This is a genomic window from Streptomyces silvisoli, from assembly GCF_029269905.1.
GTDB lineage: Bacteria > Actinomycetota > Actinomycetes > Streptomycetales > Streptomycetaceae > Streptantibioticus_A > Streptantibioticus_A silvisoli_A.
Map to the genome: position 1 here is coordinate 461,514 of NZ_JARJBC010000001.1, position 23,171 is coordinate 484,684.

At 69.1% G+C, this 23,171-nt stretch carries 23 protein-coding genes, 1 pseudogene and 1 riboswitch; of the genes and pseudogenes, 14 read left to right on the top strand and 10 right to left on the bottom strand.

Annotated elements, in window-relative coordinates; genetic code table 11:
* Positions 1-82 precede the first annotated feature (82 nt).
* Positions 83-583 (top strand): FBP domain-containing protein, encoded by a 501-nt coding sequence (locus P3G67_RS02165; protein ID WP_276091904.1) that lies wholly within the window; start codon positions 83-85, stop codon positions 581-583.
* A gap of 46 nt (positions 584-629) precedes the next feature.
* Here P3G67_RS02165 and bla read toward each other — a convergent pair whose 3' ends face one another.
* Positions 630-1,559 (bottom strand): class A beta-lactamase, encoded by a 930-nt coding sequence (gene bla / locus P3G67_RS02170; protein WP_276091906.1) that lies wholly within the window; start codon positions 1,557-1,559, stop codon positions 630-632.
* A gap of 181 nt (positions 1,560-1,740) precedes the next feature.
* On the bottom strand, positions 1,741-3,192 hold the full coding sequence (locus P3G67_RS02175; protein WP_276091907.1) for a cytochrome P450: 1,452 nt from the start codon (positions 3,190-3,192) through the stop codon (positions 1,741-1,743).
* Positions 3,193-3,522: 330 nt separating this feature from the next.
* Here P3G67_RS02175 and P3G67_RS02180 point away from each other — a divergent pair, with 330 nt between their 5' ends.
* The 3 genes from P3G67_RS02180 (at position 3,523) to P3G67_RS02185 (ending at position 6,414) form a co-directional block, all read left to right on the top strand.
* Positions 3,523-4,905 carry an L-lactate MFS transporter gene (locus P3G67_RS02180; RefSeq protein ID WP_276091908.1) on the top strand — a complete coding sequence of 461 codons (1,383 nt, stop codon included), beginning with the start codon at positions 3,523-3,525 and terminating at the stop codon, positions 4,903-4,905.
* A complete protein-coding gene (locus tag P3G67_RS36305; protein ID WP_443072668.1) occupies positions 4,902-5,009 on the top strand; it encodes an MFS transporter small subunit in 108 nt (35 codons plus the stop codon). The genes P3G67_RS02180 and P3G67_RS36305 overlap by 4 nt, the downstream gene beginning before the upstream one ends.
* Positions 5,010-5,295: 286 nt before the next feature.
* Positions 5,296-6,414, top strand: a complete 1,119-nt coding sequence (locus P3G67_RS02185) for an amidohydrolase family protein (protein WP_276091909.1) — start codon at positions 5,296-5,298, stop codon at positions 6,412-6,414.
* Positions 6,415-6,553: 139 nt separating this feature from the next.
* On the opposite strand, the gene P3G67_RS02190 is transcribed toward P3G67_RS02185, so the two are convergent.
* The 4 genes and pseudogenes from P3G67_RS02190 to P3G67_RS02205 form a co-directional block, all read right to left on the bottom strand.
* A complete protein-coding gene (locus P3G67_RS02190) occupies positions 6,554-6,883 on the bottom strand; it encodes a mycothiol transferase (RefSeq protein WP_276091910.1) in 330 nt (109 codons plus the stop codon).
* Between the two features lie 8 nt (positions 6,884-6,891).
* Positions 6,892-8,811: an N-acetylmuramoyl-L-alanine amidase gene (locus P3G67_RS02195; protein ID WP_391858177.1), complete on the bottom strand. Its 1,920-nt coding sequence runs from the start codon at positions 8,809-8,811 to the stop codon at positions 6,892-6,894.
* 324 nt (positions 8,812-9,135) lie between these two features.
* A pseudogene (locus tag P3G67_RS02200) lies at positions 9,136-9,493 on the bottom strand (DNA-3-methyladenine glycosylase 2 family protein); the annotation flags it as partial.
* A 52-nt stretch (positions 9,494-9,545) separates the two neighbouring features.
* Complete coding sequence (locus P3G67_RS02205) at positions 9,546-9,917, bottom strand: VOC family protein (protein WP_276091914.1); 372 nt, start codon at positions 9,915-9,917, stop codon at positions 9,546-9,548.
* A gap of 80 nt (positions 9,918-9,997) precedes the next feature.
* On the opposite strand from P3G67_RS02205, the gene P3G67_RS02210 reads away from it, so the two are divergent.
* The gene (locus P3G67_RS02210) at positions 9,998-10,459 is read left to right on the top strand and encodes a MarR family winged helix-turn-helix transcriptional regulator (protein WP_276091916.1); all 462 of its coding nucleotides are present in this window, start codon (positions 9,998-10,000) and stop codon (positions 10,457-10,459) included.
* A 251-nt stretch (positions 10,460-10,710) separates the two neighbouring features.
* On the opposite strand, the gene P3G67_RS02215 is transcribed toward P3G67_RS02210, so the two are convergent.
* A complete protein-coding gene (locus P3G67_RS02215; protein ID WP_276091918.1) occupies positions 10,711-11,676 on the bottom strand; it encodes an LLM class F420-dependent oxidoreductase in 966 nt (321 codons plus the stop codon).
* Between the two features lie 412 nt (positions 11,677-12,088).
* Between P3G67_RS02215 and P3G67_RS02220 the strand changes: the two genes are divergently transcribed.
* Positions 12,089-12,445, top strand: coding sequence for a YciI family protein (locus P3G67_RS02220; protein WP_276091919.1), 357 nt, complete (start codon positions 12,089-12,091; stop codon positions 12,443-12,445).
* Positions 12,446-12,508: 63 nt separating this feature from the next.
* Here the strand turns inward: P3G67_RS02220 and P3G67_RS02225 are convergent, their stop codons facing one another.
* Together P3G67_RS02225 and P3G67_RS02230 are read right to left on the bottom strand one after the other, a co-directional pair.
* Positions 12,509-13,123 (bottom strand): GOLPH3/VPS74 family protein, encoded by a 615-nt coding sequence (locus P3G67_RS02225; protein WP_276091920.1) that lies wholly within the window; start codon positions 13,121-13,123, stop codon positions 12,509-12,511.
* A gap of 129 nt (positions 13,124-13,252) precedes the next feature.
* Positions 13,253-13,972: a CTP synthase C-terminal region-related (seleno)protein gene (locus P3G67_RS02230; RefSeq protein ID WP_276091922.1), complete on the bottom strand. Its 720-nt coding sequence runs from the start codon at positions 13,970-13,972 to the stop codon at positions 13,253-13,255.
* A gap of 76 nt (positions 13,973-14,048) precedes the next feature.
* Here P3G67_RS02230 and P3G67_RS02235 point away from each other — a divergent pair, with 76 nt between their 5' ends.
* The gene (locus P3G67_RS02235; RefSeq protein ID WP_276091923.1) at positions 14,049-14,930 is read left to right on the top strand and encodes a LysR family transcriptional regulator; all 882 of its coding nucleotides are present in this window, start codon (positions 14,049-14,051) and stop codon (positions 14,928-14,930) included.
* Positions 14,931-14,961: 31 nt separating this feature from the next.
* Here P3G67_RS02235 and P3G67_RS02240 read toward each other — a convergent pair whose 3' ends face one another.
* Entirely contained in the window at positions 14,962-15,120 is a 159-nt protein-coding gene (locus P3G67_RS02240; RefSeq protein WP_276091924.1) for a hypothetical protein, read from the bottom strand.
* 31 nt (positions 15,121-15,151) lie between these two features.
* Positions 15,152-15,320: riboswitch (cobalamin riboswitch) on the top strand.
* A 36-nt stretch (positions 15,321-15,356) separates the two neighbouring features.
* Between P3G67_RS02240 and P3G67_RS02245 the strand changes: the two genes are divergently transcribed.
* From P3G67_RS02245 to P3G67_RS02275, 7 genes are all read left to right on the top strand, one after another.
* On the top strand, positions 15,357-16,334 hold the full coding sequence (locus P3G67_RS02245) for an ABC transporter substrate-binding protein (protein ID WP_276091925.1): 978 nt from the start codon (positions 15,357-15,359) through the stop codon (positions 16,332-16,334).
* Complete coding sequence (locus tag P3G67_RS02250; protein ID WP_276091926.1) at positions 16,331-17,350, top strand: FecCD family ABC transporter permease; 1,020 nt, start codon at positions 16,331-16,333, stop codon at positions 17,348-17,350. The genes P3G67_RS02245 and P3G67_RS02250 overlap by 4 nt, the downstream gene beginning before the upstream one ends.
* Entirely contained in the window at positions 17,347-18,111 is a 765-nt protein-coding gene (locus P3G67_RS02255; protein ID WP_276091927.1) for an ABC transporter ATP-binding protein, read from the top strand. Before P3G67_RS02250 ends, P3G67_RS02255 begins: the two co-directional genes overlap by 4 nt.
* Positions 18,112-18,348: 237 nt before the next feature.
* Positions 18,349-18,519 carry a 50S ribosomal protein L32 gene (rpmF, locus tag P3G67_RS02260; RefSeq protein ID WP_269858953.1) on the top strand — a complete coding sequence of 57 codons (171 nt, stop codon included), beginning with the start codon at positions 18,349-18,351 and terminating at the stop codon, positions 18,517-18,519.
* 7 nt (positions 18,520-18,526) lie between these two features.
* Positions 18,527-19,711, top strand: a complete 1,185-nt coding sequence (locus P3G67_RS02265) for a GTP-binding protein (protein WP_276091928.1) — start codon at positions 18,527-18,529, stop codon at positions 19,709-19,711.
* Between the two features lie 660 nt (positions 19,712-20,371).
* Entirely contained in the window at positions 20,372-21,694 is a 1,323-nt protein-coding gene (locus tag P3G67_RS02270) for a S53 family peptidase (RefSeq protein WP_276091929.1), read from the top strand.
* Positions 21,695-22,320: 626 nt separating this feature from the next.
* A complete protein-coding gene (locus tag P3G67_RS02275) occupies positions 22,321-22,977 on the top strand; it encodes a hypothetical protein (RefSeq protein WP_276091930.1) in 657 nt (218 codons plus the stop codon).
* Positions 22,978-23,171: the final 194 nt, after the last annotated feature.

Sequence of the window (23,171 nt, forward strand, 5' to 3'; positions counted from 1 at the left end):
TGCCGCCAAGCTGGGCGAACCTTGCCCATGCCGGAGATATTCATGCGACAGCCTGCCCGCAGCGCTGTTAACTTCACGCCTCATGGAACCACTTGGCGAGAACGACATACGCGCCTCCTTCGTCAACTGCTCGAAAGGTGAGGCCCGCAGGCTCAACCTGCCCCGCAACCTGGCCGAACTTCCCTGGGACGACCTTGACTTCCTGGGTTGGCGCGATCCGGGGGCGCCGGACCGCGGCTACCTCGTCACCCGGTATGACGGAAAGAACGTGGGCATCACGCTGAGGGCGCCGCAGAGCGGCCCGAAGAGCTTCACCAAGACCACTTTGTGCTCCATGTGCATGACCGGCCACCCGGGATCGGGAGTCTCACTACTGGCCGCGCGCAAGGTCGGCGCCTCCGGACGCGAGGGAAACACGGTCGGCGCCTACATCTGCGCCGACCTTGCCTGCCCGCTGTACGTACGCGGCAGGAAGGCGTCGGCGCTGGTGAGCCGCTATCGCGAATCCCTCACGGTGGAGGAGCGACTGGCCCGTATGCGGGCCAATCTCGACGATTTCCTGGGCAAGGTCTTCGCGGAGTAGCTCCGGATCGTTCACTGCCCGCCAAGTGCGCTACGGGCAGAAGCGGTTACCCAGCCGTCTCGACCAGCGCCGCGGCCAGCAACTCCACGGTCCTGGCGATCAGCGGTTCGTCCGACGGGGCCTTCGGATCGTGCTTGGTGGCGAGTACGGCCAGGACGACGGGGGTGTGGTCCGGGGTCCAGGCGATGCCCACGTCGTTGGTGGTGCCGTAGTCACCGGTGCCGGTCTTGTCGCCGAGCGTCCAGTCCTTGGGGAGCCCGGCCCGGAAGCGCGCCGCGCTGGTGGTGTTGCCCAGCAGCCACGTGGTGAGCTGTCGGCGATCGTCAGTCGAGAGCGTGTTGCCCAGCGTGAGCTTCGCGTAGGTCCGTGCCACGGCGCTCGGGCTCGTGGTGTCGGTGATGCGCCATGGCTCGGCAGAGTTGAGCTTGGGTTCCCACCGGTCGAGACGGGTGGTGCGGTCACCGATCGAGCGGCAGAAGCGGGTGACCGACGTGGGGCCGCCGAGTTCGTGGAGAATGAGGTTGGCCGCGCCGTTGTCGCTGTACTCGATTGCCGCGGCACACAGTTCCGCGACGGTCATGCCGTGCGCGAGGTTCTCGGGCCGACCGGTGACGGGACCATAGCCCGAGTCCGTGACCTCCTTCTCCGTGTAGTGGATGCGCTTGGCGAGGAACTCTCCGTGCCGGTCCAGGTCCCTGAGCACGGCGGCGGCGGCGATGGTCTTGAACACCGAGCAGATCGGGAACAGCTCGTCCGCGCGGTACAGCACACTCGCACCCGTCACCATGTTCCTGCCGAACACCCCAAGCCGCGCGGAGTGCTGGCGTTCAAGGTCCCGGAGCGCCTGGGCGGTGTCGGCGGCGTGCGGCGATGCCGCGTGGGCGGGCGTACCCGTGGACACGGCGGCGGCCAGCGTCGTCCCGGCACCCCAGGCGAGTATCCTGCGACGGCTCGGACGTGCTTCGAAGGTCTCCAAGATCGCGTTCCTCCAGAGCCGATGACCAGCGTTCTCAGGACAAGACGCCCCAAGAGCTCCAATGGTTCGCCAGCCTGGAAAGCACTTGCCGCTATCGCGATGCCGCCCGTGGTGCGGCGCCTCGGCAAGTGGAAAACGGCACGGTGGCTGCTGCCACCGTGCAGCACTCACCGGGCACGCCCTAGTGGACCATCCCGTCGCCGATCACCGGCACGCCCTTGCGCAGGTTCGCCATGAACCGGCGTAGCGCGGGGCGTGGCTGGTCCGCATTCGCCCCCGCGTCTGCCTCCGTCCTCTGGCCGGGCGTCGCCGCCTCGGGGGCGGCCGTCGGGTCGGCGCTGCGCGTACCGGGCGCCGGAATCGGTTGTGCGCGCATCTGGAACTTCACCGGGAACGAGCGCATACCGCGAACGTAGGTGGACGACCGCCACGGCAACCGGTCGACAGGAAGGCCGAGTTCGAGGTCGCACCGTTCGAAGAGGCGGCCCACCGCCGCGCTCACCATCATGTCGGCCAGGCCCCGGCCGGGGCACTGGTGCGGTCCGGCGCCCCAGGCGAGATGGGCGCGCGAACTCATCGCGGAGTCCTCATTGATGGCGCTGGCGAACAGCGGGTCGCCGTGTGCGGCGGCGATCGACGGCATGACCACATCGCCCGCGGCGATCCGGAAGCCACCGAGTGAGGTGTCGGCCACCGGGTAGCGGAAGGTGAGGTTGGACCACGGCGGGGACACGATGTGCACCCGGTTGACCAACTCGCCGATCAGCCCCGCCGTCAGACTGCCCCGTGCCCCGCTGTTGCCGGTCAGCACCTCCAGCACGCCGTTGGTGACCGAATGGGTGGTGGTGTCGGCGATGGCGACCAGTATCGCGTACAGCTCCCGGCCGGCCTGCTCCACCGTCAGCGACTGATCCGCGGCCAGCAGCCGACTGGTCAGGTCGTCGCCGGGCTGGGAGCGCTTGTGCGCGGCCAGTTCGGTCGTGGCGGCCAGCAGCCGCTCGATGGCGGCCGCCGCGTCAGGGCCGGAGTCCATCATGCGCCAGGCGTCCATGAAGATCTCGTCGCCCTGTTCGACCGGGAAGCCGAACAGCCGGTTGACCACCATCAGCGGCAATGGCCGCGCGAACTGGGCGCACAGGTCCACCCATCCGCTGCTGCCGCCGTCGGCGAAGAACGTGATCAACTCGTCCACCTGCCGCGCCACCGCGGACGTCAGCGCGCGGGCCTGTGGCTGCCGTGGGTCCTGAAACGGCCTCAGTGCCGCGTCCACCGCGGTACGGGTCGCCGCCCGCCGCTGGTCGTCCTGGAACAGCAGCTGGTCCACGCGGTACGCGGGCAGCAGCGGCCAGTCGGACGGTATCCGGCCCTGCTGGAGCGCCCGCCAGTGCCGGACGTCCTTCTTCCACCGGCTCTCGTCACGCAGGACGTCCAGCACCTCACGGAAGCCGAGCACCAGCCACACCGGCACCCCGAACACCTCCACCGGCGCCACCGGACCGTACCGCTCGCGCAAACGCTCGTAGACCAGGGCGGGGCGAGTATCGAAGTCCCTGGTCATCAGGGGTTCGACGGGCAGCGAGTCCAGCAGCGAGGAGACCACGGCGTTCGAAGCAGGAGGCAGGTGCGATTCCATGACTGTCCTTGGCTGTCCGATGCAACAAAGCTGGAGCGGTCCCAACGCCGCTCCATCCCGGTGCGGCGGCGGGACCGGCCGAACGGCATCGGGGACGCGCCATGGGAAGGGAGCAGCCCTCCTTGGCCGGACAGACTAACCGCCGGTGACCAGAAGTGATAGACGCTCACACAGGATAGTGGCCCACCGACCGGTTCTGATCGGCGCAGGTCGCGCGACGTGTGCCGTGATCGAGAACTTCACCAGTCCGTCACGTGTGCGGACTTGTTGAGTGGTGCGCGATCTCCCTACGCTGTCATGTACGCCGTCAATCCTGCCTGAAGGTCGTACATGGCATTGCTCGCCCCCACCGGAGTGCTCAGCCGCTCAAGGACTGTTGCACCCGAATCCTGGAACCGTTGGCTCGTACCGCCCGCCGCCCTCTGTATCCATCTCGCCATCGGGCAGGCGTACGCCTGGAGCGTCTTCAAACCACCGCTGGAATCCTCGTTGCACCTGGGCGGTACGCAGAGCGCGTTGCCGTTCCAGTTCGCGATCGTCGTGCTCGGCCTGTCGGCCGCGTTCGGCGGCACGCTCGTCGAACGCAACGGGCCGCGTTGGGCGATGGCGGTGTCCACCATCTGCTTCTCCGCCGGATTCCTGGTCGCCGCGCTGGGGGCGGCCACCAGCCAGTACTGGCTGGTGGTGGTCGGCTACGGGGTCATCGGCGGCATCGGTCTGGGCATCGGCTACATCTCTCCGGTCTCCACGTTGATCGCCTGGTTCCCGGACCGGCCGGGACTGGCCACGGGGATCGCCATCATGGGATTCGGCGGCGGTGCGCTGATCGCCTCACCGTGGTCGGCCTGGTTGCTCACCGAGTTCGGCGCCAAGCCGGGCGGGATCGGCGCGACGTTCCTGGTGATGGGCCTGGCCTACGCGGTGTTCATGACGCTGGGCGTGCTGCTGGTGCGCGTACCCGCGCCGGGGTGGCGGCCGTTGGGCCATGAATCCGTCACGGCGGCGCCCCGGCCGCTGGTGACCACGGGACACGTCTCGGCACACAACGCCGTGCGCACACCGCAGTTCTGGATGTTGTGGGTGGTGCTCTGCCTCAACGTCACCGCGGGCATCGGCATCCTGGAGAAGGCCGCTCCGATGGTGATGGACTTCTTCTCCGGCACCTCCACTCCGGTCAGCGCGGCCGCCGCCGCGGGCTTCGTCGCCCTGCTGTCACTGGCGAACATGGTCGGACGCATCTTCTGGTCCGCGCTGTCCGACCTGGTGGGACGGAAGAACATCTACCGGTGCTATCTGGGCGCCGGGGCGCTGATGTACCTACTGATCGAGCTGGTCGGCAGCGGTTCGAAGCCGCTGTTCATCGTTGCCGCGATGGTTGTGCTGTCCTGCTACGGCGGTGGGTTCGCGACCGTACCGGCCTACCTGAAGGACCTGTTCGGCACGTACCAGATCGGTGCCATCCACGGACGGCTGCTGACCGCCTGGTCGGTGGCGGGTGTCGCCGGTCCGCTGATCGTCAACGCCATCGCGGACGCCCAGAAGCACGCCGGGCGGCACGGCCCCGCGCTCTACACCACTTCGCTGACCATCATGATCGCGCTCCTGGTGGTGGGCTTCATCGCCAACGAGCTGATCCGCCCGGTGAACCCGCGCTTCCACGAGCCGCCCCAGTCCCAGTCCGCCTCGCAGCAAGCAACGAGGGCCGACGCATGAAATCCCGTCAGACCACGCTCATGGTGTTCAGCTGGGCATGGGTGGGCTTGCCGTCCGCGTACGGCATCTACGAACTGCTGCTGAAACTGCGGCAACTCTTCTGAACTCCGCCTCGGCTCAGGGCGGTCTCGGACACAGCAGCGCCAGGACCGCCGCCGCGGGGTGCGCCGTCGCCTTCATCACCGCGACCCGCCCCGTGGCGCTGGCTGGGGGTTCTCGGCCCCTTTGGGCTTGAGTACGCCGTGTCACGGCGTGCATGGCTGGGTACGAGGGGGCCGGTTTGCCAAGATGGGGGAAGCGCGGTTCAACGTAGCGACACCCGTCACCGTTGACAGCGCAGCAGGCCCGGACGGATGAACCCACCGCACCCGAAGGCAAGGGAGAGCCCGAATGACCGGATCGGCGCCGTCCGAGCCCGACACATCCCGCCGCGAGAAATCGGCTCTGACGAACGTTCGGGTCTTCGACGGCCGTCAGCTTCGGGCCCCGGGTACGGTCGTCATCGACGGCGACCGGATCGGCACCGACCCCGTGGGCGCACGGGTGATCGACGGCGGCGGTGCCGTGCTGTTGCCGGGCCTCATCGACTGCCACGTCCACCTCTCTGGTGCGCAGGACCTGCGTCGGCTGTGCGAACACGGGGTGACCACAGCTCTGGACATGGCAGCCTGGCCCCCTGCCATGGTCGACTCCCTGCGGAAAGTACGGGGGTTGACCGACATCCGTAGCGCGGGCACCCTTGCCATCAGCGCGGGTGGTATGCACGCCAAGTTGGGCGGTATCCCCGAAGACAGCATCGTGAACGGCCCCGCTGACGCGGAACGGTTCGTCGCGGCCCGGGTGGCCGAGGGATCGGACTACATCAAGATCGTTGCTGAACACCCCGATGCCGAGGGCCTCGACCAGTCCACCCTCAACGCCTTGGTGGCCGCCGCACACGCACACGGCAAGGCGGTGGTCGCCCACGCGGCCGACTACGGCGCCGTCGCCATGGCGCAGCAGGCGGGCGCCGACGTCATCACCCACGCACCGCTGGACCGAGCGCTCGACACGGAGGCCGTGGCCCTCATGGTCGCCGACGACCGCGTCGCCGTTCCGACCCTCACCATGATGGAGGCGGTCATCGAACGGGCGGGTGGTGGTGCTGGCTTGGACTACGCTCCGGCACGCGCGAGCGTCACCGCTCTCTATCAGGCGGGCGTACCCGTCCTCGCGGGCACCGATGCCAACTCCACCCCCGGGTCGCCGGCACACGTCCCGCACGGCACGAGCCTCCACCGCGAACTGGAACTCCTCGTGGACGCCGGACTGACCACCGTGGACGCCCTACGCGCCGCGACCGAACTTCCGGCACAGCACTTCGGCCTGGCCGACCGGGGCGCCATCGAACCCGGCCTGCGCGCCGACCTCGTACTCATCGACGGCGACCCGGTCGCAGACATCCGCGCCACTCGACGCCTCAGGCGCATCTGGTGCGCGGGCGTCGAACACGCCCCGGCCCAGGGGTGATTGGGCTTGCACCGAGCCCAGCACTATCCGACACCGCTGGACGCGGCACGGTCCCGTGGGCATCAGCGTGATGGCCATCCCCCCACAGCACGAGACGCACGCGTAGACAGAGCGACCTTGCCTGGGGTTCCACTCCGCATCACACGCCGACCGCTCCGTCGATCCGTTCACGGAGCAGGTCGGCGTGGCCGTTGTGCCGGGCGTACTCCTCGATCATGTGGATGAGCACCCACCGCAGTGACACGGTGCCGCGCGGCCGTACGAGGCCGAGCAACGACAGCGTGGACGGTGCGGCGGACCGCCGCGACAACTCCTCCGCCACGCCCGCGCACTTCAGCTCCAACGTGGCACGATGGGCCCCGAGGAAGGCGACGAGCATGTGCCGCTCGTCGCCGGTCGCGGGGCCCTCGAACCGGCGGTCAGGACCAGCACCGACGAAGATCTCGGCTTTCCTACGTGGTGTGGTCATACCCGCAGTCATCGTCGGTGCGGACGCCCGGCGGGCGGGTGGTCCGGGAACCAGGTGCCGTTCGCCGAGACATCGTTGGCGTTCACCAGGGCCACCCGGTGGTTGTACTGGATCGTGTAGAACTGTTCGGAGCCGGTCACGACGGTGTCCGGTGGGTTCTTGGCGAAGAAGTCGTCGGCGGGTACCGGGGGAGCGGTCGCCACGTATGCCTGGCCCGCGGGCAACGCGTAGGAGCTCAGTGGCTTTTCGGTCGACGGGGCGAGCCCCGGCGGGTATTCGGATGGTTGGGGGTAGCCCTCACCGTAGACGCTCACCGTGGACGACGCGTCGGCCGCACTGATCACCGTCGCACCGAAGGCGAGCGTGGTGTTGCGCCCATGAGGGTTGTAGAACCAGGCCTTCTGGCCGCCGAACCAGACTGCCGTCCAGTCACCGCTGCGCCCCGCGACGACGAACTGCTGGCCGGTCGACAGGGTGTCGCCCCAGTCGGTGATCTCTACGGTGCCGGCGGATCCGGCGGTGGGGTGGAGATAGGGGTCCGTGATAAGGGGCGCGTCGGCGTTGGGTTGGGTGCGGACGAACAGGAAGTTCGCCGGCTGGGTCTGATCGGTGCAGGTGGTGGTGGCCCCGGAGCCGTCATCGGCGGGGCAGACCCGCACGGTCTGGACGTTGTGCGCGAAGGTGGGCGTGATCGTCACGACGGATCCCACCGGCCCCACGCCGCGCGGCCCCCAGTCGACTGGGGAGCCGACCAGCCGCATGAAGTAGGCCCAGTCCCAGTACGGACCCGGATCCCAGTGCATGCCGGCCACGTAACCGTCCACAGGGCCAGGCACGTTGTCGTGGCCGATGATGTGCTGGCGGTCCAGCGGGATGTCGTACTTCGCGGCCAGATAACGCACCAGGTCCGCCGTGGCCCGGTACTGGGCCTGTGTGTACCACGTGGCGCCGTGAGCCGCGAAGCCCTCGTGCTCGATGCCCACCGAGTGCATGTTGAACCAGTAGTTGCCCGCATGGAACGCCAGGTCCTTGGCGGGCACCATCTGGGTGACCGCACCGTCCGCGGCACGCATGACGTAGTTCGCCGCGTCGCCGTTGGCGGGGTTCTGGAAGGCGTCGATGGCCTGTTGGTAGGTGGTCTCGGTGTCGTGGATGACGATGTAGCGGATGTCCAGTCCGTCCGAAGGCCGGTTGGCGAACTGGTAGTTCGTCGTCGCCGCCGGGACGAACTGGCAGTCCAGCTCGGCGGGGCAGTCCGGCGACGGCGAAGCGGAAGCCCGTAGACGGAGTAGGGCGAGTTGGCCGGTGGCCGGTTGCAGGGAGATCGCGGGCAGCCGGACCTGTTGGCCGTCGGCGGTGGCGCGCTGGACCCCGGTGCGGATGGTCGCGTACACATCGTCGGCGAACCTCTTGGCCGCGCCCGCGTCCGGTGACTGGAAGTACCGTGCGACCGCGCCGTACCACTGTGCGGGGTCAGCGGACGTGCCGCCGGTGAGCGCCTTCTCGTACGACGCCAACAGCGCCGCGCCACCACGGATGTTCTGCAGATCGCTCGTACGCAGCTGTGCCGTGGGGGCCTTTGTCAGTTTCGCGGCGGCCGTGAGGGTGTGCAGGGACGGATCGTCGGTCAGCGTGTCGAGGTCCGCGCGACCGGCGGCCCCGGACTGGCCACCGGCCATCATGCTCACTGTCGCATCGGTGAGGTTCATCGGACCGTACCCACCAACGGTGTTGTACTGTCCGGCGTGCTCCTCCCACAGCGACTCCTGGTAGGAGACACCCAGCAGAACGGGCAACGGTACGTGGAACTCGGCAGCGGCGGCATCGAAATGCCGCTGTCTGCTGGTTGTCCTGGCAACGCTGCTCGGCTGGGCCGACGCCTGTGGTGAGAGGCAGACCAGGCCCGTCAGTGGCAGCGCGGCGCAGATGGCGATCGCCGATGACAATCGCCGTGCTCTTCGAAAACCAATCAAAGCGCAGCCTTTCGATGGAGGAGTCGCCTTCGCGGCGCGCTGCCGCGAACGCCCGTGAGTGACTGCTCACCTCCTCCTCGGTCCCCGCGCGGTGGCCTTCCCGATCTGGCACGGCACCACCGATTCATCAATGCCACCAGGACGGCCACCTGGCAACCGCTGTGACGTTAAAAGGGAGTTGTGTACCCGTTTCCTGGTCCTGAGCGGTCGAACGGCTTGGGAACGCCGAGGGAGCAGCGGAGAAGCGCACGCGCGCCATGGTGCTCCCACCCACGTCCGACACACTGGCCGAAGCCCCGGACAGTCCGCCATGAGCCCGGCCACCACCGGGTCGGCGGCGGCTAGTTGGGGGAAGCCGCTGCCGTCCATGTCGAGCGGGAGGATGCGGGCGAGCTGGCCCCGGACGGCCCTGCCGGGTGCGGACCCGGCGGACACGGGGTCCGCCGGGTGGTCGCCCCGACCACCGGGTCACAGGGTGAACTGGGCCCGGACCCGGAGCTCGGTGCCGTCCGCGTTCTGCTCCTGCCGCACCGCGGCGGCCACCACCGAGTGGCTGTCGTCGGCGGAAAGGCCAGGCGGAGTATCCCGTCCCCCGCGTCGTGGTAGCTCGCGGGGTGAAGCCCTCCAGGAAGCGCACACTCGCCGCGAGCGAGAAGGGGCGGGACGGGGTGAAGGCGACGGCGTGTTGGTCAGCCTCCGTGCACTGTCATGGCGTAGCCCCCGGGGCCGGTGAAGGTGAACGTGCGGCCGAAGGGGCTGTCCGTGGGTGGGCTGACGATCGGCACCCCGGCGGCGGTGAGCTGGTCGTGCAGCTTCTGGGCGTCCGTGGTGCGGAACCACAGGGCCACCCCGAGACCGGGCTGTGCGACGCCGTCGAGATCCACGCCCGGCAGCGGCTCGCGGACGGCGAACGGGATCGGCTCGGTGGCGAACACCACCGCACCGGGAGGCGAGGCCGGCGCCCGCCGCAGTCCCAGGTGCTTTTCGCAGAAGGTGGCCGCTGCCTCGACATCGCGTACCTGCAGAGCGATGAAGTCAGGGCCGCCAACGGTGACAGTCATGAGGTGTCCTCGATTCCTTATGTCAGGACTTTGACATAAGAGACTGTACGCACGGCCCTCTCCTATGTCAAAATCCTGACATGGAAGACCGAAAGACCGTCGCCCCGCCGCACCCCGCTCACGACGTCACCGAGCACGTGGGGTACCGCCTCAAGCGCGCCGCCGCGGCGCTGCGCGGCGCCATGGACAAAGCACTGCGCCAGCACGATCTGACGGTGCCGCAGTACGCGTGCCTGGAACTGCTCGACGAGCAGCCGGGCCTGTCCAACGCCGAGCTCGCCCGTGGCGCGTTCGTCACGCGGCAGTCCATGAATGTCGTGCTCCGCGGCCTCCAGGACGCGGAGCTGATCTCCCGCCCTGCCACCACCGACCACGGCCGCGCCCTCCCCGCACACCTCACCGCGCAGGGCCGCAGTCGTCTCGACGCGGCTCGGTCCGCCGTCTACGCCATCGAACAGCAGATGATCGAAGCGGTCCCGCAACGGCGTCTGGGCGCCCTCCTCGACGACCTCGACGGCATGGCGGCAGCCCTCGGCGGTTGACCTGTCGCCCCCAACCGACGCCGACCGCGCCGGGCCGCGTTTCGAGAAGACGCTGCCCCGGCTGGCTCGCGCGTCGCACGACAGGCCAGACAGCTGCCTGCCACACCTGGAAGAGTAAAAGGTCCCGGCCGCTGCGCAGTTGAACTGCTCGGCCCGCTTCCCGCGGCTACTACCGGCGGATGTTCGCCGGACTAGCGGTCCCGCACCAGCGCACTGCCCCGGGCAGCTTGCTGGTGCGGCCGCGTGGTGGACTACAACTGCCTTAGCGCGGGCAGCAGCTCCTTCTCCGCCCAGTTCAGGAAGGGCAGTTGACTGTCGCCCCCGACCTGGACCAGGGCGACCTCGGTGAACCCGGCGTCCACGTACGGCCGTACGGCCTGTACGAATTCGTCCACGTCGTCTCCGCAGGGGATGGACGAGGCCACGTCATCAGGCCGTACGTAGGCGTTGGCCGAGGCGAAGGCGGCGGGGCCGGGCAGTTCCGCATTGACCTTCCAGCCGCCGCCGAACCAGCGGAACTGGTCGTGTGCGCGACGTACGGCGGTCGCCCGGTCCGGGTCGTAGCAGACGGGTAGTTGCCCGACTCGTGGCTTCCCGCTGCCGCCGTGCTTGTCGAACGCGGTCAGCAGCTCCGCTTTCGGCTCGACGGCGATCACCAGGTCGGCCAGTTCCCCGGCGAGTTCGCAGGAGCGGGGACCGGAGACCGCGATGCCGATCGGGGGTGGCTGCTCGGGCAGGTCCCACAGCTTGGCGGACTCCACGTCGAAGTGTTCGCCGCGGTGGTTGACGTATCCGCCCGCGAAGAGGGCCCGGATGATGTGCACGGCCTCGGAGAGCATGTCCTGGCGTACGGCTGCCGCTGGCCAACCGCCCCCGATGATGTGCTCGTTGAGGTTCTCACCCGAGCCCAGGCCGAGCCGGAACCGGCCCTCGGACAGCAGCTGGACGGTCGCCGCCTTCTGCGCCACGACAGCGGGGTGGTAGCGCAGCGTCGGGCAGGTCACATAGGTCATCAACGGGATACGTTCGGTGGCCTGCGCCGCAGCGCCGAGCACACTCCATGCGTAGGGGGAGTGACCCTGCGAGTCGAGCCACGGGAAGTAGTGGTCTGAGGTGACCGAGAAGTCAAAGCCCGCCTGCTCCGCGCGGACCACATGGTCCACGAGTTCCCGGGGTCCTGCCTGCTCCGTCATCATCGTGTAGCCGATCTGCACCATATGGCACGCTTTCCCGCTCGGTACCGTGGCTAACGTGCCGCCGACCGATCACCGCGTGGTGTGACGCGATCGGCTCAGTGGTCGCCCCGAGGGCGTTGTGGTCAGCTGGAGGTTCGCCGGGCGTGAAGCGCCACGGTGGCAGTGCTTGACCTGACGTCAGCGATTCGCGCGATCCCTACACGCCGTAGTGGCATGGTTACTCTTAGCGTCTTCCGCCGATATCGCACTCGGCGCTGGGTACCGGCAACCCGGAGCCCGCAAGGCGCGGGAACCGCGCCGCCAGCGGGCCGAGGCGCTCCGGAGAAGACCCGGAAAAATATTTCCCGGACGATGTCGATCCGGCCGTCGCCCGATCGACGCAAGGGTGAGAGGCGGGGAAAGAGTCACCGCCCTCCTTGATCGAGGAGTCACCATGCCGCGTTTTCTGTCGCTGATCCGCATCGACGAGCAGGACCACCCCATCAAGTACGCCACCCCGGAGTTCGGTGAGCGTATGGGCGCGCTGTTGGAGGAGATCACCAAGGCCGGGGTCATGCAGGAGACCGCCGGGCTCACCCCCACTTCCGACGGAACCCGGCTCACCTGGTCCGGCGGCAGGATCAGCGCCACCGACGGTCCCTTCACCGAGAGCAAGGAAGTCGTCGGCGGTTACGCCATCCTTCAGGCCAAGGACAAGGCCGAGGCGCTGGAGTGGACCCGGCGGTTCCTGGAGGTCCACGACGAGCACATGACGGTCACCGCGGAGGTCCGCGAGATCACCGAGGGCTGACCCGGCGCTATCGCCTTCGCCTCGATGGCGCCGCTCAGCGCGGTGCCATCGAGGCCGCCGCCCTCACCACCCCCGCTGACGGTTGTTCTGGGCGGCCTCCTCCAGCCTTCCCACTCGCCGTCGCCGTTCCGTCGCCAGTTCCTCCAACGCGTACTCAACGGCATCAAGCACCGCCAGCACCGACTCGTCGGTGACGCTCGGCGTATCCGGTGTGCGTCTGTCGTGGATGCCGAGCGCCGCCACCAGGGCGGTGAGTACGGGCTCGTCCGACGCCCAGCGGTCGTCCGCCCGGCGGCGGTCGGGCGTATCGACCAGTTCCGTACTGGTGGTCTGGAACAGCAGCCAGCGGCGACTTCGCTGCCGGGTGATCTGTCCCTCCGCCTCGAACTCAGCCAGATACGCCGAGGACAGATCGCGGCCCCTGCGCCACAGCCAGTCACTGATCGACTCGTACGGTGCCTCCCGTACGAGCGAGGACGCGGCCTGGTCCAGCAGACGATCGGCGATCGTCGGCTGGTAGTTCGGCACGATGCGGTCGCCCTCCAGGCTGACCGCCTGGGCATCCAGTAGGTCGACCAACTCGGCGCCCGCGAGCGCGAGCGAGAGATCGCCTCGCTCCACGGGGCGATCGGACGCGATGTCCAGGGAAACGATGAACAGGTCCCGTGGTGTGGTCATGGACGTCTCCACCTCAGGGGCGCTGCGGGCGCCGGAAGCATCAGCAACCAGCCTGCCTAGGCCATTGTCGCTCCGGGTGACCCGGGCTGCCAGTGAGGGGCGGCTGCCCGCCGCCGGAAGACCGGACGGTCAGGCCCCCGCGTGCCGCACGGCCGCGGCTGCCAGGCCCCGGATGATGGGATGCGGACGGGTGCCGTCACCGTGTAGTTCCGGCTGGAACAGGGTGGCCAGGAAGAACGGGTGTCCGGGGAGTTCGGCGATGCGGACGTCGCCTGCCTCGTCTGTGCCGGTGAAACGCAGGCCGTGGCCGCGCAGCGTGTCCAAGTACCGTGGGTTCGGGCCATAGTTGCAGTGGTAGCGCTCCACGCTCCGTTCGGCGCCCACCAGTTGGGCCGCCTGCGAGTCGGGAGCCAGGAGCACCGCGGCCTCGTGGCCGACCAGGGAGCAGGACAGGGGGACGATCAGCGCGTCCTCGACGCTGGACCGCGGTGTGTTCTCGGCGTGTACGACGTCGCCGAGACCGCACACGTCGCGGGCGTACTCCAGCAGCGTGTGCTGGAAGCCACCGCACGTACCGAGGAACGGGATGCCCTTCAGGCGGGCGGTGTGGATGGCCGCGAGCACCCCCGCCTCACTGCGGTACGGGCTGCCGGGCAGCACCCAGACCGCGTCGAAGCCGTCGACCCCACCGGACCCGGCCGTCTCGGCCTCCTCTGTGGGGATCCAGTAGGCGTCGAGGTCCAGGCCGTCGCGGACACGCAGAGCGTCCAGCAGAACCGGGACGCGGGTGTGGGAGCGGACCTGCGGGGAGCGGTCGCCGACCAGGGCGATACGTGCGGTGTTCGTCATGGACACATCCTCGGCGGCGGTGCCACATCACGTCCAACGATGAATCCTGCATCTTTCATTAGCGATACTGATGCACATGGATCCGCATCTCCTCCGCACCTTCGTGGCGGTCATCGAGCACGGTTCGTTCTCCGCGGCGGCCCAGGGGCTGGGCTACACGCAGTCCGCGGTCTCGCAGCACATCGCCGCACTGGAGGCCGATCTCGGAACCCGGCTGGTGGAGCGCCGACCGGTGGGACCGACGGCCGCGGGGGAACGGTTGGTGGAACACGCCCGGCCGTTGCTGCTACGCCTTGACGCGGCCCGTGCGGACATCGCCCGGCTCCGGCAGGTGCGGCCCGCACGGCTGGCCGTGGCCTGCGCTCCCATCACACTCACGCCCGCCTTGACCATGGCGCTGGCTCGGGTGCGTGAGGCAACTCCCGGGCTCACGCTCGCAGTCGAGGTGCATGGCCGGGACGAAGCGGTGCGGGCGGTACTGACCGGCGCGGCGGACGTCGCCCTGGTGGACGGTGTCGCCGCACCCAGCGACCCGTTGCCGCTGCCCGACGCGGGCCCGATGTCCACCCTTGCCGTCGCCGAGGCGCCCCTCGCGATCCTGCTCCCGGCCGACCACCCACTGGCCCGGCGCCCCTCACTGCGCCTCGGGGACCTCGCGGACGCCCACTGGGTGGACGCTCCGGACACGGCCGTCCCCCTCGGCCAGCTACGCTCCGCGGTCCGCTCGGATGGTTTCACTCCGCACATGACGTACGACGGGACCGATGTGCGCGGCCTCGGAGCGCTGGTCGCGAGCGGCCACGGCCTCGCCGCGCTCCCGCTTCCCGCGGCCACCGGCCTCACCGGGACGGCGGCCGTACGGATCCGCGCGCCGCGCCTGGTGCACCGTACGGAAGTGGTTCACCCTCGGACGCCGACCGCGGCCGTCCGCGCGCTGGTCAGCGAGCTGAACGGCTGACGGCGACAACCACGGCCTGGGGTGGGCTGTTTCAGCGCAGCACGCAGTGCACGCGGCGATCGGGCGCCGACTCGGCCCAGGGGCGGGCGCCGTGGGGTGGTGGACCGGTGCTGACGGTGAAGAAGCGCCCCAAGGCGGCGAGTTGGGGGAGAGCCGGGAAGGCACGGTCCGCGTCGATGGATGGTGGCATCGGTCGCGATCCTGCCACAGATTCCGCAGGACATATCCCCTAGGATGTTGGTGGATGCCAGGAAGCCGGTGCAATTCCGGCACGGTCGCGCCACTGTGACCGGGGAGCGAACCTCAACGAAGGCCACGGCCGTAAGGCGGGAAGGCCGAGGGGAGCGCTGATCCGGGAGTCAGGAGACTGGCCCGCTGCTGTACCCCGACTCCGGCCCGGTTCCGGTGAGAGGATCCAACTTCATCATGCGCATGCGCGTGCTTCCCGGCCTCGCGGCGGCCGTCTGCCTGCTGTTCCTGGCGGGCTGCGGCTCGGCCGTGCCCAAGCCCGACCCGACGGGCACCGCCAAGGATTTCCCGTTCACCGTGCACAACTGCGGCGTTACCACCACCTACCGACACCCGCCCACCCGCGCGGTGACGCTCAACCAGCACACCACCGAGATCATGATGGCGCTGGGACTGCGGAAGTCCATGGTCGGTACCGCCTACCTGGATGACGCGGTCCTGCCGCAGTACCGGGACGCCTACGACTCGGTCAAGGTGCTGGCCAGACGGTACCCCTCCCAGGAGGCGCTGCTCTCCGCCGAACCCGACTTCGTCTACGGCGGCTTCACCAGTGCATTCGACGAGTCCCAGGGGCGTGGCCGTGCCGCTCTCGCCAAGGACGGCATCAACACCTACCTCAGCATCGAGAACTGCCCTTCCGGCCCGGTGACCGAGGCCACCGACGACCAGGAGATCCTGACCATCGGCCGGATCTTCGCGGTGGAGGACCGGGCGAAGGCGCTGGTCGCCTCGATGCACACCGCCCTGGACCGGGTTCGGTCCCAACTCGCCCATGTGAAGCCGGTGAAGGCGTTCGTCTACGACAGCGGCGAGCAGACCGCGTTCACCGCTGGTGGCGCGGGCATCGGCAGCAAGATCCTCGAACTGGCCGGTGGCAGCAATGCCTTCGCCGACCTCGACAAGCGCTTCGGTGACGTGTCGTTCGAGCAGGTCGCCCAGCGCGCCCCCGACGTCATCGTGATCTATGACTACGGGGAGCAGTCGGTAGCGGCCAAGAAGGCCTTCTTGCTGTCGAACCCGGCGCTCAGGGACGTGCCTGCCATTCGCCACCGGCGCTTCGCCGCACTGCCGCTCAGCTCGACGGTGTTGGGTGTGCGGCTGCCTTCGGCGGTCGAGTCGCTGGCCAGGCAGCTGCATCCGGGCGACTTCCGATGACCCGGTACTGGTCGGTGGTCGCGGGACTGCTCGTCCTGCTGTTCGCGGTCGCCACGTTAGGGGTCGCTCTCGGTTCGGTCGCGGTGCCGCCCGGACAGGTCTGGCGGATCCTGCTGCACAGACTGGCGCCGTCGCTGGTCGGCGCCGACTGGCCGCAGGTCCGGGACACCATCGTGGTGGGCGTCCGACTGCCCAGGGTGCTGCTCGGCGGGACTGTGGGGGCGGGGCTGTCGGTCTGCGGGATGGCACTTCAGGCCCTGGTGCGCAATCCACTCGCGGACCCGGCACTGCTCGGCGTCTCCTCCGGGGCGAGCGTGGGCGCGGTGTTGGTGGTTGTCTGCGGAGTCACCCTGTTCGGACAGTATTCGCTGTCCGCCGCCGCGTTTCTCGGTGGGCTGGTCGCGTTGCTGGTGGTCTACGCTCTGGCGCGATCGGGCGGTCGGATGACGACGGTACGGCTGATCCTGGCCGGGGTGGCCACCGCCCAGGTGCTGTCGGCGGTGGCCAGCTTGCTGATCGTGACGTCCGGCCAACCGCAGCAGGCACAGGCCGCGTTGCAGTGGATGCTGGGTGGGCTGGGCGGCACCGGCTGGGACGGTCTGTGGCTGCCCGCGGTCGCTGTGCTGGCCGGCACCGTCGTACTGCTGGGGACCGCCAGGCAACTCAACCTGCTGCTGGCCGGGGAGGAGGCCGCCGCGGCGCTCGGCCTGGACGTCGGCCGCTTCCGTGGCCTGCTGTTCGTGTTGTGCGCCCTGTTGACCGGGGTGATGGTGGCGGTCAGTGGCGCGATCGGGTTCGTCGGCCTGATGATGCCGCACATCACCCGGCTGCTGGTCGGCGCCAACCACCGGCGCGCCCTGCCCGTCGCCGCGCTGCTCGGCGCGGTCTTCCTGATCGCCGCCGACCTGCTCGCCAGGACGGTGATCCGCCCCGAGGAGATACCTGTCGGCATCGTGACGGCGCTGGTCGGCGGCCCTGCCTTCCTGTGGCTGATGTACCGCAGGGGGCTGGCATGAGCGAGCTGTGTACGGAGTCGGTGACCGTGCTCGCGCGCGGGCGCGCACTGGTCGACGCGGTGTCGCTGCGGGCCGGGCCGGGCGAGGTGCTGGGACTGGTCGGCCCCAACGGCGCCGGGAAGTCAACCCTGTTGCGTACCTGCTACCGGGCGCTGCGGCCGACATCCGGCCGGGTGTTGTTGGATGGCGAGGACGTCTGGCGGATGCCCGGGCGGCGGTTTGCCCGCCGACTGGCCGCGGTGCTTCAGGAGGCACCGGCGGACTTCCAACTGACGGTACGCGACGTGGTGTTGATGGGGCGTGTTCCGTACCAGCGTGCCTTCCACGGCGAGGGCCGAGAGGACCGGCAGGCCGTAGGCACCGCTTTGGAGGCCTTGGGCGTTGCCGAACTGGCCGAGCGGCGCTTCGATCGGCTCTCCGGCGGCGAGAAGCAGCGGGTGCTGATCGCCAGGGCGCTGGCCCAGCAGCCGTCGGTGATGGTGCTGGACGAGCCGACCAACCATCTCGACCTGCGGCACCAGCTCGACGCCCTGCTGCTGGTACGGAAGTTGGGGGTCACGGCCGTCATCGCGCTGCATGACCTCAATCTGGCGGCCGCGTTCTGCGATCGCGTCTGTGTGCTGCGCGGCGGGCGGCTGCTGGCCGCCGGGACCCCGGAGGCGGTGCTCACTCCGCGACTGATCGCCGACGTCTACGGAGTGGCCGCGGAAGCCACCCGGCATCCGCGTACCGGGAAGTTGAACATCGTCGTGCTTCCGTAGGTTGGCGAACGTGGTCGCTCGCAACACGTGATCCCGGCGCTGGCTGGGCCTCCGGCTGCCCTGCCGGAGGCCGAACTCATGTGACGCCAGTACCAGGCCCGGCGCCGGGTCGGAGCGGGCCGCCGAGGATCGCGCCAGGTGGGCCGATCCCGGGCTTGGACCTCGCGGCCCCGCGATGGAAATGGAATCCATTTCCATGTACGCTCGGGGCTCCACACTCCGAGGAGGACTGATCCCATGGCCGTGCCGAAGCGCAGGATGTCCCGCAGCAATACCCGTCATCGCCGGGCCCAGTGGAAGGCCAGTCGGCCGGACCTGGTGCCCATCACGGTCGACGGCTCGGTCTACCAGGTGCCGCGCAGGCTGGTGAAGGCGTACCAGCGCGGCCTGCTCGACCCGAGGGACTGACCGCACCGTGGCACTGCCCCTCCCCGTGACCGTGCTGTCCGGCTTCCTCGGTTCCGGCAAGACCACCCTGCTCAACCACCTGCTGAGCAACCGAGAGGGCCTGCGGGTGGCGGTCATCGTCAACGACATGAGCGAGATCAACATCGACGCCGCGCTGGTACGCGGAGGCGATGCCGCCCTGTCGCGCACCGAGGAACGTCTCGTGGAGATGACCAACGGATGCATCTGCTGCACGCTCAGGGACGACCTGCTGGAGGAGGTCGACCGGCTGGCCCGTGAGGGCCGGTTCGACTACCTGCTCATCGAGTCGAGCGGCATCTCCGAGCCGATGCCGGTCGCGGCGACCTTCGCCTTTCCCCGTGACGACGGCGCCACGCTGGGGGAGGTGGCTCGACTGGACACCATGGTAACCGTCGTCGACGCCGCGAACTTCCTGCCCGAGCTGACCACCGGGGACGCACTCGTCGAGCGCGGCCTGGAGCAGTACGAGGACGACGAGCGCACTGTCAGTGACCTGTTGGTGGACCAGATCGAGTTCGCCGACGTCATCGTGCTCAACAAGCTGGACCTGGTGGACGAGAACCAGGCCGCCACTCTGCGGGCAGCGCTCACCAGGCTCAATCCCGCCGCGCGGATCGTGTCCGCGCGGTACGGACGGGTGGCTCCGGCGGACGTGCTGGGCACCAACCGCTTCGATCTGGAACGCGCGCAGCAAGCTCCCGGCTGGGTAATGGAGTTGAACGGCGACCACGTCCCGGAGACCGAGGAGTACGGGATCTCCAGCACCGTCTTCCGCGCCGACCGGGCGTTCCACCCCGGCAGGCTCTGGGAGTTCGTCACCAGCGGCCTGGACAGCGGGGCGTACGGCGACATCCTCCGTTCGAAGGGCTTCTTCTGGCTCGCCAGCCGCCCGCACCTGACAGGTATCTGGTCACAGGCTGGCGCGGTCGCCCGTTTCGAACCCTCGGGCACGCGGGACGCGGACACCGAGCAGGGCCAGGAACTCGTCTTCATCGGCACCGGGCTACGGCCCGAAGCCCTGCACTGCGCCCTCACCGCGTGCCTCGCGGCCGACGATGACCCCGTCGCGGCCTACGACCCTTTTCCCGCCTGGGGCTTGCTCGGCGGGGACGGCGCGGTCTGCGACCATGAGGACACCGTCCTGGTGGCTTCCGGCGATCAGGCGGGCTGACGAGACCGCCTTGTCGAAGAACGGCGGTAGCCGGTCGACGAACTCGCCCGGCGCCACGATCATCGACCGGCCGCGGAACGCGCAGTCGATGAACAACTCCAGGTGCATCATCGTCTTGTTGACCACGGACGTGGTCAACCCGGCGTGCCAGTCATAGCCGTTGAGCGAGGCGACGGACTCGTTGGCGATCACCGTCTGCCCCAGCGTGGGACTGGCCCCACCCGGGCAGGGCGTGTTGTAGTTCGCGTGCTCGTAGAGGGCGTAGTAGCCCTCCGGGCAGGTGTCCCGGCCAGCGGTATGGACGCACCGCACGGGCATGGCGAGCTCCTGGGGGTGTTGGTGACACGACTCGCTGAAGGGCCCACGAACGACTTCGTGGGTCCTTCGGTCCGCACCAACTCTTGCCGAGGATGTTCCGGGCGGCGCGAGACACTCGCCCAATCGGGGGATCCGCGGCCCGAGAAACCAGCCGTCAGTGAGTGGCACCCCGGTAGTGCCATGGATGGCCCAGCCCGCAGACGGCGGGGCCGTCCCGAGGTCCTTACTCCCTTGGAGTGTTTCTGGAGGGTAAAGATGACGGAATTACAGTGCGCGGCGGATGGTGTGTTGTGGTGCCATAGTGCGCGTCGAGGTCCGCGTGATTCGCATGAGAGGACTGTCATGAACCTGACTTTTTCGCGGCGTCTTAGGCTGCTCGCGGGTGCCGCCCTCTCCGCCGCGCTGGCCTTCGCTCCAGCCACGGGCACGTACGCGACCGCGACCGCCGGCCCGGCGCGCACCGTACCGGCCCCGCAGGCCGGGCCGCAGCGCGCGAAGGACGCGAACCCGGTGTTCAGTGCACCGGTGAGCACCAGCGAATGCCGTAAGCGGATCGGCCGCGGCTGCTACTCACCCCTCCAGTACCGCACCGCCTACGACTTGGCGCCGCTGTTCGCCAAGGGAATCACTGGCAAGGGGCGCACGATCGTCATCGTGGACTCGTTCGGCTCACCCACCATCCAGCACGACCTGGACGTCTTCGACCGGCAGTGGGGTTTGCCGAACACCGCCGTCGACGTCGTCAAATGGGGCAAGGTTCCGCCGTTCAACCCCAAGGACCCCGACCAGAACGGCTGGGCGGACGAAACCACCCTGGACGTCGAAGCCGCCCACGCTATGGCACCCGGCGCACACATCGTGCTCGTGGAAACCGCCGTCGCCGAGACCGAAGGCCCCGTCGGCGTGCCGGAGATGATGAGCGCGATCAACCATCTCGTCAACGAAGGCAAGGGCGATGTCGTCTCGATGAGCTGGGCCACCAGCGAGGCCGAGTTCCCCGGCTTCGCCCAGGGCGACTACACCAGCCTGACCACGCTCCGGTACGCCTTCGCCAACGCGGCCCGGCACGGTGTGACGCTCACCGCCAGCTCCGGCGACGGCGGCGGGCACGCCAACCGGCTCGACTCCGCCTGGCCCGCCGGTGACCCGCTGGTCACCGCCGTCGGCGGCACCGAACTCCACCTGGACGACGCAGGCAAGCGCATCGCACCCGACAGTGCCTGGTCGGGCAGTGGCGGAGACCACTCCAAGGTGTTCGCCCGGCCCTCCTACCAGTACCCCGTGCGCAACGTCGTCGGCGCACACCGCGGCACCCCGGACATCAGCATGGCCGCATCAACCAACGGCGCCCTGTGGCTGTACTCCAGCTATGACCCGACCCGGGTCGGCTGGACCGCGGGCGGCAACGGCACCAGTGAGGCATCGCCGTTGTTCGCCGGCATCGTGGCGCTGGCCGACCAGGCAGCCGGGCACCGGCTCGGCGTCATCGACCGGCTCCTGTACCGCCTCTACGGCCACCCGCGCACCGGCCTCGTGGACGTCACCACCGGTCGCACCGGTCCCGGTGGCTTCTCCGCCGGGCCCGGATACGACCAGGCGACCGGCCTCGGCACGGTTGACGCCAATCTGCTCGTGCACGCTCTGGCCCGGCGGTCGGCGAGTTGAGGGTGCTGCCGCTGCCTTCCTGACCGGTGCCCGTGAACCAGCACGTCAACCAGCTGACGAGCCCGTTCATCCCAGCAGTGGCTGCTGTTCCACAACGAATGCAGCCGCCGGACCCGGCCGCGTGAAGGCGTCATCCGCCGTGCGAACCACGGGCGGAATCCACCAGGTCCAGGCCCTCGCCGAAGTCGTCCAGCTCCACCGCGCCCTGGTGGAGCTGGACGACTTCGTGGCATGACCTCGGTCACCAACCTTGTGTTGATGCGTTCCAGCAGGCATGATGCGCGCACAGCCCGGCCGTTGCACCTCGGCCGCGGAACTGGGTGTGGGGCGTGGCCAGTTGCCGTTCGTGTGGTGCAGGCAACGTCCCACTCCGTCCGTGCCGAAGTCCCGTTCGGGTAGGGGACATTACTGGCGGCGGTGAGGAAACTTCGGATACGAGGCAGGCCGCTGAGTACGCGAAGTGTGGTAAACCGCCGTAAGGTGTCCGCCAGTGGGTGCGCGGTCGTGGCCCTGCCTGTGTGGACAAGGCGCCATGAACGAGTGCACGCGAAGGGGGGCACGGGTTCCCGCTGTGGACGGCGCGGACCCGCGTTGACAACCGCTACGAACGAATGAGGAACACGACGGTGGCAGCCACCTTCGACACACATGACGGTATTGAAACCACGATCTCGTTGCTGCAGGACGAGCTTCCCCGGTTGCAGGAGCAGCAGCAGACGCTGGAGAAGCAGCTCGCGGCGGTCACCGAAAGGGAGACCGCGGTCCGTGAGGCACTGCGCAGCCTCCAGACGTTGGCTTCCGCCGCGCCGGTCCCCGAAGTAGCCGCTGACCTGCGGAAGGCAGCAGCGGCCGCAGGGGTCACGGCAGCAGCGGAACAGCCGCGAGAGGTCGCGGTGCCTGCGCCCCGGCAGGCCGAGGAGCAGACCACCGAGGCCGCCGAAGAGGCCCCGGCCGACGCCAAGCCGGCCGCTGCTCCCACCAAGGCACGGCGGTCCGCGGGCCGCGCCCGGAAGAAGGTCGCGAAGGCCGCCCAGGCCACCAAGAAGGCTCCGGCGGCCAAGGCCGCGAAGGTCGCCAAGCGGACCCGCGGGTTGAGCGAGAGCATCGTGACCTGCCTGGGCGAGGCCGACGGTCCGCTGCGGGCCGGTGAGGTCAACCAGGCGCTGGGCCGCGAGAACACCTCCGGCAGCGTCAACTCCGTGCGCACCGCGCTGGAGCGGCTGGCGGCGGCGTCCCGTGTGCAGCGTGCGGGCCGCGGGCTGTACCAGATCGCCAAGGGCTGATCCTCCGGCGGAGCAGGCCATCGCACCGTGCGAGCGCGATGGCGTACCGGCCTTCGGGCCGGTGGTGTCTTCGACGCCGGTGATGGACAGGGCGGCATGGTCGTGCCGCATCCCATGTCGCCCTGTCGGATTGGGGGGCCGAACCCCCGTTGCATCGTGGCGACTTCCGCCGCGGCGGCCTCGGCCCTCATCAC